The organism is Streptomyces sp. NPDC030183, from assembly GCF_055573455.1.
On record NZ_JBVIBK010000001.1, the window covers coordinates 49,126 to 65,135 of the forward strand.

Sequence of the window (16,010 nt, forward strand, 5' to 3'; positions counted from 1 at the left end):
CGCGGGGAACTGCGCGAGAAACCACGAACCACCCGCACCCGCCCGACAATCCGCGCACCCCCGAGCTACTAGGCGCTCTCGCCCGGCAGCCCCGGTGCCGTCTTCGCCGGTGTCTCCTCCAGCCCCGCCAACGCGATCCGGATCGCCTCGTCCAGCTGAGGGTCACGCCCGGCCGCATGGTCCTGCGGCGCCTGGACGACCTCGACGTCCGGGTCGACGCCGTGGTTCTCGACACCCCACCCGTACCCCTCCAGCCAGAACGCGTACTTCGGCTGGGTCACCAGCGTCCCGTCGACGAGGCGGTACCGGCTGTCGATGCCGACGACCCCGCCCCACGTCCGCGTCCCGACGACCGGCCCGATCCCGAGCGCCTTGATCGCCGCGTTCACGATGTCCCCGTCGGAGCCGGAGAACTCGTTGGCGACGGCGACGACGGGCCCCCGGGGCGCGTCGTCGGGGTAGCTGGTCGCCCGCATCCCGCGCGGCAGGTCCCAGCCCACGATCCGCCGCGCCAGCTTCTCCACCACCAGCTGAGAGGTGTGTCCGCCCCGGTTCTCCCGGACGTCCACGACGAGCCCCTCCCGCGCGACCTCGACCCGCAGGTCCCGGTGGAGCTGCGCCCAGCCGGAGCCGACCATGTCGGGCACGTGCAGATAGCCGAGCCGTCCGCCGGACTTCTCGTGGACGTAGGCCCGCCGGTCCGCCACCCACGCGTGGTACCGCAGCGGTTCCTCGTCCGCGATGGGCACGACGACGGTGTGGCGCGGGTCGCCGCCGCCGGAGGGCAGGACGGTCAGTTCGACCGCCTTGCCCGCGGTGCCGACGAGCAGCGGTCCGGGCCCGGCCACGGGATCGACGGGCTGCCCGCCGACGGCGACGATCGCGTCGCCGGCCCGCACGGCCACGCCGGGCGCGGCGAGCGGCGCGTGCGCGTCGGGGTCGGAGGTCTCGGAGGGCAGGACGCGGTCGATGCGCCAGGTGCCGTCCTCGTGCCGGGAGATGTCCGCGCCCAGGAGGCCCTGCCGCCGGTCGCCGGAGACTCCGCCGCCGCGCGGGGTGACGTAGGCGTGGGACGTGCCCAGTTCGCCCTGCACCTCCCACAGCAGGTCGACGAGGTCGTCGTGGGTGGCGACCCGGTCGAGGACGGGCCGGTAGCGGTCGAGGACGGCCTGCCAGTCGACGCCGCCGAGGTCGGGGCGCCAGAAGTTGTCCCGCATGAGGCGGCCGGTCTCGTCGAACATCTGCCGCCACTCGGCGGCCGGGTCGACGGTCTGCCGGACGCGGCTGAGGTCGACGGTGATGTTGCTGTCGCTGTCGTCGTCGCCCGAGGCCCGCCGGTCGCTGGGGACGACCTTGAGTTTGCCGTCGGTCCACAGCAGCACCCGTTTGCCGTCGCCGCTGACGGCGTAGTGCTCGGCGTCGGAGGCGAGGTACTCCAGGCGCCGCTGGGCGAGGTCGTACCGCTCCAGGCTCGTCTTCGGGTCGGGGTCGTCGGGGGTGGCCCGGGAGTGGCCGAGGACGCCGGTAACGGGGTGGCGCAACCACAGCACGCCGTCCTTGGCGGCGCGGAGCGTGGAGTAGCGGGCGGCCTCGACGGGGAAGGGCACGATCCGGTCGGCGAGCCCTTCGAGGTCGATCCGGGTGACGGGGGCGCCCTCGCTGTCCGGGGTCTCCTCCTTGTCGGGCGCCTCGAACGGCCGGCCGTGACGCTGCGGCCCGAAGGGTGACGGGGTGGTCGCGGCGAGCGTGATGAGGTGCGGGCGGGCGCCGCTGACGAAGTGCAGGTCGAAGACGTGTTCGTCATAGACGGGGTCGAAGGCGCGCGCGGAGAGGAAGGCCAGGTGCTTGCCGTCGAGGGTGAACGCCGGGGAGAAGTCCTGGAAGCGGAGCGGGGTGGCCTCGGTGACGGACAGGTCGGCGGTGTTGGCGAGCTTGAGCTGACGCAGGGGGCGCGCGCCGGGGTGCGACCAGGCGAGCCAGCCCGAGTCGGGCGAGAAGACGAGCCCGGTCGCCTCCCCGTCCTCGCTGCGGTCGACCTCCCGGACCTCGCCCGTCTCCCGCTCCACGAGCAGCACCCGCCCGTCGTGCGCGGCGACGGCGACCCGGCTGCCGTCGGGCGCCACGGCGAGCCCGAGGACGCGGCCCAGCTGCCCGGCGGCGAGCCGGCGGGGAGTCGTGCCCGGTCCGGTGCCGGTCGCGGGGGCGAACTCCAGGGCGTCGTCGCCCTCCGCGTCCGTCACCCACACCACCCATTCCTCGCCCTCCACCCGGAAGGCGCGCGGCAGCCTGGCCCGTACCCCGTGCTCGGCGGCGAGCGCGCGGGCGGGGCCGGAGCGGTGGGTGACCCAGTGCACGGAGCCGCGGACGGCGACGGCGCTGCCCCGGGCGGTGTGGTCGGGCGAGGCGGAGCCGAACCAGCGGGAGGCGTTCACCGGGAACGGCTGGAGGTCGACGCGCTGCCCGCCCAGCCGCACGTCGACCCGGCGCGGCTCGGCCCCGTCGAGGTCGTCCAGCAGCCACAGTTCACCGGCGGACGAGTACACGACCCGGGTGCCGTCGGTGGCCGCGTGCCGGGCGTAGAAACCCTCGACGGGCGTGTGGCGCCGCAGGTCGGAGCCGTCCGCGAGCGACGAGTACAGCGCGCCGACGCCCTCGTGGTCGGAGAGGAACGCGATCCGGTCGCCCACCCACAGCGGGTACTCCAGGTTCCCGTCGAGGTCGGCGTGCAGGCGGACGAACTCGCCGTCGCCCTCGCGGTCGATCCACAGCTTGCCCGCCGTGCCGCCCCGGTACCGCTTCCACCAGGCGGCCTCGCGACCCATCGGCGCGGACAGCAGCACGGTGGCCGGGCCGTACGCGACATGGCCGACCGGCCCGTACGGCAGGGTCGTGGCGGGTCCGCCGTCGAGCGGGACGGCCCGCGCCCAGCTCTGCCGCAGGCTGGGCTGTCCCTGGGTGCTGAGGGCGAGGACCTGCCCGTCGGGGGTCCAGCCGCGCACCTGGGTCCGCCAACTGCCCCAGTGCGTGAGGCGCTTGGCGGGGCCGCCGTCGACGGGTGCGACATGCACCTCGGGGGCGCCGTCCCGGGTGGAGGTCCACGCGACGAGCGTGCCGTCCGGGGAGATGCGAGGGTGGTTGACGGGCATGTTGTCCGCGCTGACGCGCCACGCACGACCGCCGTCGAGCGGGGCGACCCAGACGTCGTCCTCGGCGGTGAAGGCGATCAAGTCGCCGTGCAGGTGCGGGTATCGGAGATACGCGGTCGGAACGGAATGGACGGCCTGAACGGACGGTGTGGACGGTACGGTCTGAGTCACCCGGTCACTGTAAGCAGCGCACGGGCGTCTGGGGAGACGTTTGGATCACGTCGCCCGCCACGAACCGCACTTGCACCTTTCACGCCCCCTACCCGCCGGCTACTTCCCCTCCGGCCAGCACTGCGGGTCCTTCTGGCACCAGATGGTCTGGGTGACGGTCACCGTCGCGGTGGGGCCGGGCCGCCCCGGCTGGTCCGGTGTTCCGGGGGTGGGGTCGGGGGCGTTGCAGTTGCCGAGCACGTCGACGTGGAAGCGCTGCTTGCCGTCGACCTTGGCGGTCAGATCACCGCGTACGCACTTGCCGTTGACCTCCTTGGTCACCTTCCCGGTGATCGTGATGTCACGGCCCTTCTTGTCCTCGCCCTCGCAGTTCACGTTCGCCACGGTGTCGACGGAAGCGGAGGGCGAAGCGGACTTCTTCCTGTCGCCGCCGTCGTCACGACTGTCGCCGTTGTCGCCGTTGTCGCCGTTGTCGCCGTACGAGGCTGTGCAGGTGAGCCACTGGACGTCGACGCCGTGCCGCTCCAGTTCCTTGGTCCCCATCTGGTCCGTGGTGAAGGCGACGGCGCCGGTGTTGATGCCGCCCCCCTCGCAGGCGGCGAGCGCGACGACCGCCACGAGCCCGAGTCCGGCGCGCGCCCACGTCCGGCGCCCTGTGGACCGATTCACCCTTACTCGTCCCAAAACCCCCATGGACGGCAGCCTCCCACCACTGGGCCCACGACGAAAGACCACATGCAGCCACGCTCCCCCAGCCGGGGTGTTCCCCGCGCGGCCGTGGATATGCGCCCAAGAACTCGGGCCGGAGGGTACGTTCGCGGGTGCGGGTGCGGGTGGGGGTTGCTCGCGCAGTTCCCCGCGCCCCTGAAGGCTCGGGCCTGCGGCCCGGCCTTCAGCGGGTGGCGCCGTCGAAAAGCACGGGGCGCAGCCCCGGTCGCTTTTCAGGGGCGCGGGGAACTGCGCGAACAACCGCGACGCACCCGCAGCCGCCCTACAACAGTCGCCCCCGAGCTACTGGGCGCCCCCGGTCACCCCCACCGCCCCGTACGCGTCAGCAACAACGCCCCCGCCGCCGTCCCCGCGGTGGACGTCCGCAGCACACTCGGCCCCAGCCGGTACGCCCGGGCCCCGGCCTCCGCGAACAACGCCAACTCCTCCGGGGAGACGCCCCCTTCAGGCCCCACGACCAGCACGATCTCCCCGGCGGAGGGAAGTTCCGCCGAGGCCAGCGCAGCGTCCCCGCTCTCGTGCAGCACCCCCGCGAAGTCCGCCGCCGCGAGCAACGCGGCGACCTGCTTGCCCGTCGCCAGTTCCCCGACCTCGGGGAACCGTACGCGCCGCGACTGCTTGCCCGCCTCCCGCGCGGTGGCCCGCCACTTGGCGAGGGCCTTGAGCCCCCGCTCGCCCTTCCACTGCGTGATGCACCGCGAAGCCGCCCACGGCACGATCGCGTCGATCCCGACCTCGGTCATGGTCTCGACGGCCAGCTCGCCCCGGTCCCCCTTCGGCAGCGCCTGTACGACGGTGATCCTGGGCCGCGCCACCGGCTCCTCGTGGACGGACTCCAGGTCCGTCACCACGAGCCGGTCCTTGCCCTCGGCCGCCTTGACGATCCCCTCGGCCCACCGGCCGCGCCCGTCGGTGAGGACGACGTCCTCCCCGGGCCGCAGCCGCTTCACGGAGACGGCGTGCCGCCCCTCGGGCCCGTCGAGGACGAACTCGCCGCCGCTGCCGGGGGGCAGCTCCAGCGACTCGACGACGAATACGGGAGCGGTCATCGGCCCTCACCGCCCGTCGCGGTCCCGGAGCCGGCCTCGTCGGAACCGGAAGCGGAGGCCTGCGGGGACGTCGGCGCGGAGGCCGAGCCCGGCCCGGCCGTCCCGATCCCGGCCGTCCCGATCCCGGCCGTCCCGATCCCCGCGGACACGACCGCGGCCTGCGCCGCGGCGATCTCGGCGGCGAGTACGCCGACCAGTTCCCCGGCGGGCAGGTCCCGCGCCATCCGGTGCCCCTGCCCGGCCCACAGCGCCATGCCCTGCGGGTCCTCGGCCCTGGCGGCGGCCTTGCGCAGCGGCGAGGTCAGGTGGTGGACCTCCGGGTAGGCGACGGGCGCGTACGGACCGTGCTCGCGCATGAAGCGGTTGACCAGGCCCCGGGCCGGGCGCCCGGAGAAGGCGCGGGTCAGCTCCGTGCGGACGAAGAGGGGGTCGGTGAGCGCCCGCTTGTGCACGGCGGCGGCCCCCGACTCGGGTGTGGCGAGGAACGCCGTACCGAGCTGGGCGGCGCTCGCGCCCGCCGTGAGGAGGGCGGCGATCTGGCCGCCGCGCATGATCCCGCCGGCCGCGACGATCGGCAGCGCCACGGCCTCCCGGACCTGGGCGACCAGGGCGAGCAGTCCGATGCCGGCGCAGTCCCGCTCGGGGTCGTCGCGGTGGGTGCCCTGGTGGCCGCCCGCCTCGACGCCCTGCACGATCACCGCGTGGGCGCCCGACCGCTCCACGGCCTGCGCCTCCTCCGCGGAGGTGGCCGTGACGAGGGTCAGCGTGCCCTTGCGGGCGAGAGACTCGATGACCTCGGGGGTCGGGCAGCCGAAGTGGAAGGAGACCACCGGCACGGGGTTGTCGAGCAGGACGGCGAGTTTGGCCTCGTAGCCGTCGTCGCGCCCGCTGTCGGGGTCGCCCAGCTCCGTCCCGTACCAGGTGGCCTCACCGGCCAGCTGTTCCGCGTACACCTCGACGGCGGCGGGCTCCGCGTACTCGGGCTGGGGCATGAACAGGTTCACGCCGAACGGGCGTGAGGTGAGCGCCCGGAGCGCGTTGATCTCCTGGTACATCCCGTCGGCCGTCTTGTAGCCGGCGGCCAGGAACCCCAGGCCCCCGGCCTCGGACACGGCGGCGGCCAGCGGCGGGACGGAGACCCCGCCCGCCATCGGGGCCTGCACGATCGGGAGAGGAAAGAGATCGGTCAGTGCGGAGGAGGACATGGCCGCATGGTTTCACGTCCCCGAACCCCGACCGAATCCGGTGGGGCCGGGGGCCGCCTGCCGTGGTTCGTGATCCTTCTTGGAAAAGCACGGGTGCGCAGCCCTCGGCTTCCAGGGGCGCGGGGAACTGCGCGACCAGCCCCCACGCACCCGCAGCCGAACGAACCGGCTAGCGCCCGTTGAACGCGTCCTTCAGCCGCGAGAACAACCCCTGCTGGCCCGGCTGGAACTGCCCCGTCGGCCGCTCCTCGCCCCGCAGCGCGGCCAGCTGCCGCAGCAGCTGCTCCTGCTCGGGGTCGAGCTTCGTCGGGGTCTGCACCTCGACGTGGACGATGAGGTCGCCACGGCCCCCGCCGCGCAGGTGTGTGACACCGCGCCCGTGCAGCGGGATCGACTGGCCGGACTGGGTACCGGGCCGGATGTCGACCTCCTCCAGGCCGTCCAGCGTCTCCAGCGGCACCTTGGTGCCGAGCGCCGCCGCGGTCATGGGGATCGTCACCGTGCAGTGCAGGTCGTCGCCACGCCGCTGGAACGTCGGGTGCGGCAGCTCGTGGATCTCGACGTAGAGGTCACCGGCGGGACCGCCGCCGGGCCCGACCTCGCCCTCGCCGGCCAGCTGGATGCGTGTGCCGTTGTCGACGCCGGCCGGGATCTTCACCGTCAGCGTCCGCCGCGACCGCACCCGTCCGTCGCCCGCGCACTCGGGGCACGGGTTCGGGACGATCGTGCCGAAGCCCTGGCACTGCGGGCAGGGCCGGGAGGTCATGACCTGGCCCAGGAAGGACCGCGTGACCTGCGAGACCTCACCGCGGCCGCGGCACATGTCACAGGTCTGCGCGCTCGTGCCGGGGGCCGCGCCCTCGCCGCTGCAGGTGCCGCACACCACGGCCGTGTCGACCTGGATGTCCTTCGTCGTGCCGAAGGCGGCCTCGTCGAGGTCGACCTCCAGCCGGATCATCGCGTCCTGGCCGCGGCGCGTGCGCGACCGGGGGCCGCGCTGGGACGCCGTACCGAAGAAGGCGTCCATGATGTCCGAGAAGTTCCCGAAGCCGCCGGCTCCGAAGCCGCCCGCGCCTCCGCCGCCCGACTGGGACAGCGGGTCGCCGCCGAGGTCGTAGACCTGCTTCTTCTGCGGGTCCGAGAGAACCTCGTACGCCGCGTTGATCTCCTTGAACCGCTCCTGCGTCTTCGGATCGGGGTTGACGTCCGGGTGCAGCTCGCGAGCGAGCCTGCGGAACGCCTTCTTGATCTCGTCCTGGGACGCGTCGCGGCGCACGCCGAGTACGGCGTAGTAGTCCGTGGCCACTTAAGACTCCGCCAGGATCTGTCCGACGTACCGTGCCACCGCTCGTACCGCTCCCATCGTTCCCGGATAGTCCATGCGCGTAGGTCCGACCACGCCCAGTTTCGCGACTGCCTCGCCGCCCGAACCGTAGCCGACCGAGACGACGGACGTGGAGTTGAGTCCCTCATACGCGTTCTCGTGACCGATGCGGACGGTCATGCCCGAATCCCCCGCCTCCCCCAGCAACTTGAGGAGGACGACCTGTTCCTCGAGGGCTTCGAGGACGGGCCGGATCGTGAGGGGGAAGTCATGTCCGAAGCGGGTCAGATTGGCGGTGCCGCCGATCATCAGCCGCTCCTCGTTCTCCTCGACAAGGGTCTCCAGCAGCGTGGAGAGCACCGTCGAGACCGTACCCCGGTCCTCGACGTCGAACGCCTCCGGCAGGTCCTCGACCAGCCGGGGCACGTCGGTGAACCGGCGGCCCGCGACCCGGCTGTTGAGCCGGGCCCGCAGATCCGCGAGAGACGTTTCTCCGAAGGGCGCCGGGCAGTCGACCATGCGCTGCTCCACCCGGCCGGTGTCCGTGATCAGCACGAGCATCAGCCTGGCGGGGGCCAGCGACAGCAGCTCCACGTGGCGCACCGTCGAGCGGGTCAGCGACGGGTACTGCACGACGGCGACCTGCCGGGTCAGCTGAGCCAACAGCCGTACGGTTCGCGCGACCACGTCATCCAGGTCGACGGCGCCGTCCAGGAAGTTCTGGATCGCGCGCCGCTCCGGCGCGGTCATGGGCTTGACGCCGGCCAGCTTGTCGACGAAGAGCCGGTACCCCTTGTCGGTGGGGATGCGGCCCGCGCTGGTGTGGGGCTGGGCGATGTAGCCCTCGTCCTCCAGCGCCGCCATGTCGTTGCGGACCGTCGCCGGGGACACGCCGAGGTTGTGCCGCTCGGTGAGGGCCTTCGACCCCACCGGCTCCTCGGTGCCGACATAGTCCTGGACGATGGCGCGCAGCACCTGGAGCCTGCGTTCACTGAGCATTCGCGCACACCTCCAGCTCGTCTCCCGCGCGACTTCCCCCTTGGCACTCACCTCGGGCGAGTGCCAACACTCCCCGCCCAGTGTACGGCGGTGGGGTACGCCCCCGGCAAGGCCGGTCCAGCCATGTCGTGCCGACGTGTACCGACCTGTCCGACGATGTCGCACCGCTCTCTACCGACGGGTACGGACGCGGCGCGGGGCCGCCGCGGCCCGGCGAGGAGTGACGAGGGACACGGGGTGCCGGACGGGGGGCGCCCTTTCCGGGCGCCACGGGCACCGCGCCGGGTCGTCCCGCGCCCCTGGGGGGCTAGCGTCGGGTCATGACGGTGACTTGGGAAGAGTGCGGGTGGGAGGGACTGGCGCCGCGGGTCGGGCGGTGCCGCCTCCCCGGCTGGGACTGCACGGTCGGGCTGGTGGTCGGGGACGGGGCGGCCCTCCTGGTCGACGCGGGTTCGAGCCTGCGGGAGGGCGCGCGGTTGCGTGCCGAGGCTCGCGAGCTGCTCGGCGGCGCCCGTGTGACACATCTCGCGCTCACCCACTCCCACTTCGACCATGTCTTCGGGGCGTCCGTCTTCGCCGGGGTGGAGGTGTTCGGCGCGGTGGGCCTGGACGGCGTCCTGGACGGCGGGCGGGACGAACTGCGCGCCGACGCCGTCCGCCACGGGCTCCCCGCCGAGGACGCCGCCGAGGCCGCCGACCTGCTGGTACGCCCCCGGCACCAGGTCTCGGGCGAGTGGACCCTGGATCTGGGCGACGGCCCCCAGGTGCTGCTGGCGAACGTGGGGCCGGGGCACACGCCGCACGACCTGGCGGTCCTGGTGCCCGGCTCGTCCGCCGCCCCCGAGATCGTCTTCTGCGGGGACCTGGTGGAGGAGTCCGGCGAGCCCCAGGCCGGCCCGGACGCCGTACCGTCCCACTGGCCGGCCGCGCTGGACCGGTTGCTGGAGCTGGGCGGAGAGGACGCCCTGTACGTGCCCGGGCACGGGGCGGTGGTCGACGCGGCGTTCGTCCGGACCCAGCGCGACACGCTCGCACGCCGCTTCGGCGTGTCGGGCTGAGCGGGGGCGCTTCCGGGCGCGGGTTCTCCTATCGTCATCCGAATGCGCCAGTACTCTCCGGACCTGACCCCGCCGTGGAAGAAGCCCAAGCCGGTTCCCGAGGTCCCGGCCGACCCGGGCCTGGTGGTCGAGGAGGCCGACACCGGTTTCTGCGGCGCGGTGATCCGCTGCGAGGCGGGCACGGTGACCCTGGAGGACCGCTTCGGCAAGCACCGGGTTTTCCCGCTGGAGCCGCGCGGGTTCCTGCTGGAGGGGCAGGTGGTGACGCTGGTGCGCCCCTCGTCCGCCGCCCCGGCCCGCCCGGCCCGTACGGCGTCCGGCTCGGTCGCCGTCCCCGGCGCCCGCGCGCGGGTGGCCCGCGCCGGCCGGATCTATGTGGAGGGCCGCCACGACGCCGAGCTGGTCGAGAAGGTCTGGGGCGACGACCTGCGGATCGAGGGCGTGGTGGTGGAGTACCTGGAGGGCGTGGACGACCTCCCGGAGATCGTCGCGGACTTCGCCCCCGGCCCCGACGCGCGGCTGGGCGTCCTGGTCGACCACCTGGTCCCGGGCAGCAAGGAGTCCCGCATCGCCGCCTCCGTGACCGGCGACGACGTCCTGGTCGTCGGCCACCCGTACATCGACATCTGGGAGGCGGTGAAGCCGTCCGCCCTGGGCGTCGGGGCGTGGCCCCGGGTGCCGCGCGGCCAGGACTGGAAGACCGGGGTGTGCCGGGCGCTGGGCTGGCCGGAGAACACCGGTGCGGCGTGGCAGCGGATCCTGGGGAGCGTGCGGTCCTACAAGGACCTGGAGCCGGCGCTGCTGGGCCGAGTGGAAGAACTGATCGACTTCGTCACGGTCGGCGACGGGTAGCGGGCCGCCCCCTGGGGTCGGAGGCCGTCGGATGTCGGGGCGGCCGACGAGGGCCCACACCGCGACGGAGGCGGGTCGGCCGACGAGAGCCGGCACACAACGGATGACGGTTCGGCCCCCGAGATCCCGATCCGCGACGGAGGCCGGTCAGCCGACGAGAGCCGGCGCACAACGGATGACGGTTCGGCCAGCGAGGGCCCGCACCGCGAGGGACGGCCGGTCGGCCCCCGAGGTCCCGATCCGCGTCGGCCGGCCGGTCGACCCGCGAGAGCCGCCACCACAACGAGCAGCCGGTCGGCCCCCGAAAGCCGCCACCACAACGAACAGCCCGTCGGCCCCCGAAAGCCGCCACCACAACGAACAGCCCGTCGGCCCCCGAAAGCCGCCACGACAACGAACAGCCGGTCGGCCCGTGAGAGCTCGCATCGGGGCAGATGGTCGGCCCGGCCCGCGAGGGGCCGGTCGGCGGCAGGAGCGGTGGTCGGTCAGTCGACGAGGTCTCGGACGACCGCGTCGGCGAGGAGGCGGCCCCGCAGGGTCAGTACCGCGCGCCCCTCGTCGTACGGCTCCCTCGCCAGCAGCCCGTCCGTGAGTGCCCGGCGGGCGGCCGCGCGCCCCTCCTCCCGCAGCAGGTCCAGCGGCACGCCCTCGCGCAGCCTCAGCTCCAGCAGGATCCGCTCCACCCGGCGGTCCTCGTCCGACAGCAGTTCCCGTCCCGCTCCCGGCGACCTCCCCGCCGCCAGCGCCCCCGCGTACGCGCCGGGGTGCTTGACGTTCCACCAGCGCACACCGCCGACATGGCTGTGCGCGCCCGGCCCCGCGCCCCACCAGTCGGCGCCGCGCCAGTACAGCTCGTTGTGGAGGCACCGGCCCGCGTCGGAGGTCGCCCAGTTGGAGACCTCGTACCAGTCGAAGCCGGCGGCCGAGAGCATCTCCTCGGCGATCAGATACCGGTCGGCGTGCACGTCGTCGTCCGTCATCGGCACCTCGCCCCGCCGGATCCGCCGCGCGAGCCGCGTGCCCTCCTCGACGATCAGCGCGTACGCCGAGACGTGGTCCGGCCCGGCGCCGAGCGCCGCGTCCAGGGAGGCCCGCCAGTCGTCGTCGGACTCCCCGGGCGTGCCGTAGATCAGGTCGAGGTTGACGTGCTCGAACCCGGCCGCGCGCGCCTCCGCGACACACGCCTCCGGGCGCCCCGGCGTGTGCGTCCGGTCGAGGATCCGCAGGACGTGCTGCCGGGCGCTCTGCATACCGAAGGAGATCCGGTTGAAGCCGCCGGCCCGCAGGGTCGCCAGGTACGCGGGGTCCACGGACTCCGGGTTCGCCTCCGTCGTCACCTCGGCGTCGTCCGCGAGCCCGAACTCGTCGCGGATCGCCCCCAGCATCCGTACGAGATCGCCGGGGTCCAGCAGTGTGGGGGTGCCGCCGCCGACGAAGACCGTGCGGACGGGCCGCGGGTCGTCGCCGAGGACCTTGCGGGCGAGGCGGATCTCGTCGACGACGGTGTCCGCGTAGTTGTCACGGGAGGCCAGCACGCCGCCCGTGCCGCGCAGCTCGGTCGCGGTGTAGGTGTTGAAGTCGCAGTACCCGCAGCGGGTCGCGCAGTACGGGACGTGCAGATAGAACCCGAGGGGCCGCTCGGCCGCCCCGGCCAGGGCGTGCGCGGGCAGCGCCCCGTCGTCGGGGACGGGCTCACCGTCGGGAAGTGCGGAAGGCATGCGTTCCATTGTCCAGCACCTGAGCGGCGGCTACTCCGCCTGGAGCACCAGCAGCGCCAGGTCGTCCTCCGGAGCGCCCGGTCCGAACTCGTGCACGAGCCGGCGGATCCGTTCGGCGATCAGCTGGGCGTCGAGTCCGGCGCAGCCGGCCAGCGCGCTCGCGAGGCCGTCGGCGTCGTCGAACATGACCGGACCGCTGCGCCGCTCGGTCACCCCGTCGGTCACGCTGAGCAGCGTGTCACCGGGGCGCAGCTCGAACGTCTCCGAGACGTACTCCGCGTCCTCGATCACACCCAGCAGGGTCTGCGGCTCGGCCACGGTCCGTACGTCACCTTCCGGGCCGAGGAGGAGCGGCAGCGGGTGTCCGGCCGAGGCGAGGGTGCAGCGGACGCCGCCGTCGAAGGGAACGAGTTCGCCGTAGAGGAGGGAGAGGAAGCGGGTCTGGGACGCCTCCGGGTCGACGAGACCGGGATCGCCCGCCGTGACCAGGGCCCGGGCGGCGGCGTCGGCCGTCTCGGTCGCGTCGTCCAGGAGGAGCTGGTTGAGGCGGTCGAGCACGTCGGCGACGCCGTAGCCCTCGCGGGCGAGCAGCCGGAGCCAGGGGCGGGCGAGGCCGATGACGACGGCGGCCTCGGGGCCTTTTCCCTGGACGTCGCCGAGCGCGAAGCACCAGCGGCCCCGGCCCGCCGGGAACAGGTCGTAGAAGTCGCCGCTCGGTCCGCCCTTGTCGCGCGGTTCGTACACGAGGGCGCTGGTCACCCCGGGGATCTCGGCGACCGCGCCCGGGAGCAGTCCGCGCTGGAGGACCCGGCTGATGGTGGCCTGGCGGGCGTACTGGCGGGCCGCCCCGATCGCCAGGGCGATGCGGCGGCTGAGGTCCTCGACGAGCCCGGTCAGCTCGTCCGGGAAACGGAGCAGCCCGGCGCGGCCGATCACGAGCGTGCCGAGCGGCCGCCCACCGGCGATCAGCCGGTACGCCAGCGCCGCCCCGTCCGCGCCCCTGCCTCCGGGCTCACCGCCCTTGCGCCGGTCTTCGGAGGGGCCGCTCGAGGGGTCGCCGGAGGGGCCGTCGGAAGGCTCCGTCCCGCCCGCCGGGGGTGACGCGGCACCTGGCTGCGCGGGCGGGGTGGCCGAAGCCGCCGAGGCACCCGAGGCCGCCGGTGCGTGGGTGTCCTCGTGCGGGTCCTCAGGCGTGTCGGCGTTCGTGCTAGCGCCCGCGCCCGCGCCCGTGTCCACGTCCGCCGCCGCCCGTGCGGCGCTGTCGCGTGCCGGGTTGCCCATCCGTGGCCACGGCACCGGCACCGCCCGCGAGCGGACCGACTCGGGCAACCTGGGCGGGTCCTTCTCCAGGGCCCTGCGGAGGTCCTCGATGCGGTTCTCGCTGCCGTGCCAGACCCGGGCGAGCCGGGGCGCGGGTCCGAGGGAGCCGTCGGAGCCGCGCCAGCCGAGGGTCTCGTCCTCCAGCCACACCGCGCACCAGTCGGCCAGGCGGGGCACCAGGAGCTGTCCGGCGAGCGCGGCGACCAGGTCCTCGTCGAGCTGCCCGGCGAGCAGATCGGACGCCTCGGCGAGGAAGGAGAGGGCACCCCGGTTCAGCCACTCCCGGTCCCCCTCCACGTCACGCCGCGGAACCGGCGCGACGAGATCGGCCGGCCCCCTGTCGAACGGGCCGGTGGGGCGGGTCGGGTCCAGACCGTCGTGCCCCCGCTCCCCTCCAGCGCCACGCCCCCCGGCGTACGCCCCCGCGTGACCGTCCTCGGCCGTGGCGTACGCCCCCGCGTGACCGTCCCCGCTCGTGGCGTACGCCCCCGCGTGGCCCTCCCCGCTCGTGGCGTACGCGCCGGCGCAGGCGGCCGTGTCCTCCCGTCCCGCATCATCCGCGTACGCCCCCGCCACGTCCGGCTCCCGGCCCCCGCCTCCGTACCCCGCAGGCCCCCCAGGGCCCTCGGGACCTCCAGGGCCCCCAGAGCCCTCTGGACCCCCGAGCCCTCCGATCCCCCCGATCGCGCCGAGCCCCTCGTCCCGCTCGTCGTCCTCGTCCACCGCCAGCGCCCCGTCCACCGACAGCCGGGCCCAGACGGTCTTCACGCCGGTGCGGTAGGTGATGCCCCACGCCTCGGAGACCGCCGCGACCAGGCGCAGCCCCCGGCCGTACTCGGCAGCGCCGTAAGGACGTTCGACGAGGTACGGGCGTGCGGCGCCCTCGTCGCGTACCACGCGGGAGGGATGGTGGTCGGAGACCTCGAGGACGAGCCAGCCGGAGGCGGTGCGGTCGTCACGGTCGTAGCGGCACAGCAGTTCGACGTCGGTACCGGCGTGGACGACCGCGTTGGTGACCAGTTCGCTGACCACCACGAGCGTGTCCTCGACCAGCCGGCCGCCGAACGCGTCGGCACCGGGGAGCGCGAGATCCGTCCACTCCCGGAGCGCGTTGCCGACGAAGCGCCGGGCGGCTCCGGGCGCGAGCGGCCCCCCGGGCAGCGACAACCGCGCCACCGCGCGCCGGTCGGCGCCGGCGCGTACGGATCCGACGTAGGCCGCGCCCGAGCGGCCCTCGGGGGCGCTCGTGTCCTGCGGACCGGCGGGCGCATCAGGAGAACGCGGAACGGTCTCCCGCTGCGTCGGAATGGCCCCCACTGAGCGGCTCCCTGAGAAGTTCGGACGATTAGGCCCCAGGCGGCACGGACAGAGTGACAGACTGGCCACGCTCATAAGCGCCGAGTTACCGAAGTGGGCAACCATGAGTGAGAACAGTGCTACGCGGGCGCTCGAAGACGGTCAGAAAGACAGCGGATCGGACGTACTCATCCGCGTGTCCGACCTGCGCGCGCTCACCGCCGCCATGACCGCGGCGCGCGACGGCACCTTCACCAAGACCCCGGAGACGGGTCCCGCGCCGGTCGCGGAGCTGTGCGCCCTCTTCAACCAGATCATCGACCGCAGCACGCACTTCGGCGGTGAAGTGCAGCGCGTCAAGCGGGAGTTGGTGCGGCACGGCCGGCTGGACGAGCGCCTCTCGGCCAGCCCCGGCCAGGGCGCGTGGGCGACCCGCGTCGACGACGTGAACCAGACGCTCGACGCCCTGGTCGCCCCCGCGGCGAACGCCACGCGGGTGCTGGACGCGGTGGCCGGCGGCGATCTGACCCAGCGCGTCGACCTGCACGACGGCAACCGTCAACTGCGGGGCGACTTACGCCGGTTGGGCCGAGCGGTGAACAAGATGGTGGACCAGCTGTCGCTGTTCACCGGCGAGGTGACCCGGGTGGCCCGCGAGGTCGGCACCGAGGGGCGGCTCGGCGGCCGGGCCAAGGTTCGGGGCCTGTCGGGGAGTTGGCGGGATGTGACCGAGGCGGTCAACACCATGGCCTCCCGGCTGACCGCTCAGGTGCGCGACATCGCCCTGGTGACCACCGCCGTCGCGCGCGGCGATCTCACCCGTACGGTGACCGTCGAGGCGACCGGCGAGTTGCTCGAACTGAAGCTCACCGTGAACACGATGGTCGACCAGCTGTCCGCGTTCGCGGACGAGGTGACGAGGGTGGCCCGCGAGGTCGGCACCGAGGGCCAGCTGGGCGGCCGGGCCCAGGTCAGGGGCGTGTCCGGGGTCTGGAAGGACCTCACCGACAACGTCAACTTCATGGCGTCGAACCTGACCTCCCAGGTCCGCAACATCGCCCAGGTGACCACCGCCGTCGCCAACGGCGACCTGAGCCAGAAGATCACGGTCGACGCCCAGGGCGAGATCCTGGAGCTGAAGTT

The 16,010-nt window shown here is 73.8% G+C and carries 11 protein-coding genes; 3 read left to right on the top strand and 8 right to left on the bottom strand.

Features of this window, described 5'->3' with window-relative positions; all coding sequences use genetic code 11:
- Window positions 1–68 precede the first annotated feature (68 nt).
- The 6 genes from ACZ4Z2_RS00230 to hrcA form a co-directional block, all read right to left on the bottom strand.
- Window positions 69–3,317: a S41 family peptidase gene (locus ACZ4Z2_RS00230; protein ID WP_468070775.1), complete on the bottom strand. Its 3,249-nt coding sequence runs from the start codon at window positions 3,315–3,317 to the stop codon at window positions 69–71.
- A 99-nt stretch (window positions 3,318–3,416) separates the two neighbouring features.
- On the bottom strand, window positions 3,417–4,010 hold the full coding sequence (locus tag ACZ4Z2_RS00235) for a hypothetical protein (protein WP_468070777.1): 594 nt from the start codon (window positions 4,008–4,010) through the stop codon (window positions 3,417–3,419).
- A gap of 335 nt (window positions 4,011–4,345) precedes the next feature.
- Window positions 4,346–5,095, bottom strand: a complete 750-nt coding sequence (locus ACZ4Z2_RS00240; RefSeq protein WP_468070779.1) for a 16S rRNA (uracil(1498)-N(3))-methyltransferase — start codon at window positions 5,093–5,095, stop codon at window positions 4,346–4,348.
- Window positions 5,092–6,300, bottom strand: coding sequence for a nitronate monooxygenase (locus ACZ4Z2_RS00245; protein WP_468070781.1), 1,209 nt, complete (start codon window positions 6,298–6,300; stop codon window positions 5,092–5,094). Before ACZ4Z2_RS00245 ends, ACZ4Z2_RS00240 begins: the two co-directional genes overlap by 4 nt.
- A gap of 169 nt (window positions 6,301–6,469) precedes the next feature.
- Complete coding sequence (gene dnaJ / locus ACZ4Z2_RS00250) at window positions 6,470–7,606, bottom strand: molecular chaperone DnaJ (protein WP_055543006.1); 1,137 nt, start codon at window positions 7,604–7,606, stop codon at window positions 6,470–6,472.
- A complete protein-coding gene (hrcA, locus tag ACZ4Z2_RS00255; protein WP_055543005.1) occupies window positions 7,607–8,623 on the bottom strand; it encodes a heat-inducible transcriptional repressor HrcA in 1,017 nt (338 codons plus the stop codon). It abuts the gene before it with no gap.
- A gap of 320 nt (window positions 8,624–8,943) precedes the next feature.
- Between hrcA and ACZ4Z2_RS00260 the strand changes: the two genes are divergently transcribed.
- Together ACZ4Z2_RS00260 and ACZ4Z2_RS00265 are read left to right on the top strand one after the other, a co-directional pair.
- Entirely contained in the window at window positions 8,944–9,681 is a 738-nt protein-coding gene (locus ACZ4Z2_RS00260) for an MBL fold metallo-hydrolase (protein ID WP_468070784.1), read from the top strand.
- 42 nt (window positions 9,682–9,723) lie between these two features.
- Window positions 9,724–10,533 carry a DUF3097 domain-containing protein gene (locus ACZ4Z2_RS00265; protein ID WP_468070786.1) on the top strand — a complete coding sequence of 270 codons (810 nt, stop codon included), beginning with the start codon at window positions 9,724–9,726 and terminating at the stop codon, window positions 10,531–10,533.
- A 485-nt stretch (window positions 10,534–11,018) separates the two neighbouring features.
- Here the strand turns inward: ACZ4Z2_RS00265 and hemW are convergent, their stop codons facing one another.
- Together hemW and ACZ4Z2_RS00275 are read right to left on the bottom strand one after the other, a co-directional pair.
- A complete protein-coding gene (hemW, locus tag ACZ4Z2_RS00270; protein WP_468070787.1) occupies window positions 11,019–12,251 on the bottom strand; it encodes a radical SAM family heme chaperone HemW in 1,233 nt (410 codons plus the stop codon).
- A 30-nt stretch (window positions 12,252–12,281) separates the two neighbouring features.
- Window positions 12,282–14,888, bottom strand: a complete 2,607-nt coding sequence (locus ACZ4Z2_RS00275) for a SpoIIE family protein phosphatase (protein WP_468070789.1) — start codon at window positions 14,886–14,888, stop codon at window positions 12,282–12,284.
- Window positions 14,889–14,991: 103 nt separating this feature from the next.
- Here ACZ4Z2_RS00275 and ACZ4Z2_RS00280 point away from each other — a divergent pair.
- On the top strand, window positions 14,992–16,010 hold a 1,019-nt coding region (locus ACZ4Z2_RS00280; RefSeq protein WP_468070791.1), incomplete at its 3' end, for a HAMP domain-containing protein.

Bases quoted from the DNA above. Each gene is read 5' to 3' on its own strand.
- hrcA (WP_055543005.1), bottom strand. From the start codon at position 8,623: ATGCTCAGTGAACGCAGGCTCCAGGTGCTGCGCGCCATCGTCCAGGAC.
- ACZ4Z2_RS00240 (WP_468070779.1), bottom strand. From the start codon at position 5,095: ATGACCGCTCCCGTATTCGTCGTCGAGTCGCTGGAGCTGCCCCCCGGC.
- ACZ4Z2_RS00235 (WP_468070777.1), bottom strand. From the start codon at position 4,010: ATGGGGGTTTTGGGACGAGTAAGGGTGAATCGGTCCACAGGGCGCCGG.
- ACZ4Z2_RS00265 (WP_468070786.1), top strand. From the start codon at position 9,724: ATGCGCCAGTACTCTCCGGACCTGACCCCGCCGTGGAAGAAGCCCAAG.
- hemW (WP_468070787.1), bottom strand. From the start codon at position 12,251: ATGCCTTCCGCACTTCCCGACGGTGAGCCCGTCCCCGACGACGGGGCG.
- ACZ4Z2_RS00245 (WP_468070781.1), bottom strand. From the start codon at position 6,300: ATGTCCTCCTCCGCACTGACCGATCTCTTTCCTCTCCCGATCGTGCAG.
- ACZ4Z2_RS00260 (WP_468070784.1), top strand. From the start codon at position 8,944: ATGACGGTGACTTGGGAAGAGTGCGGGTGGGAGGGACTGGCGCCGCGG.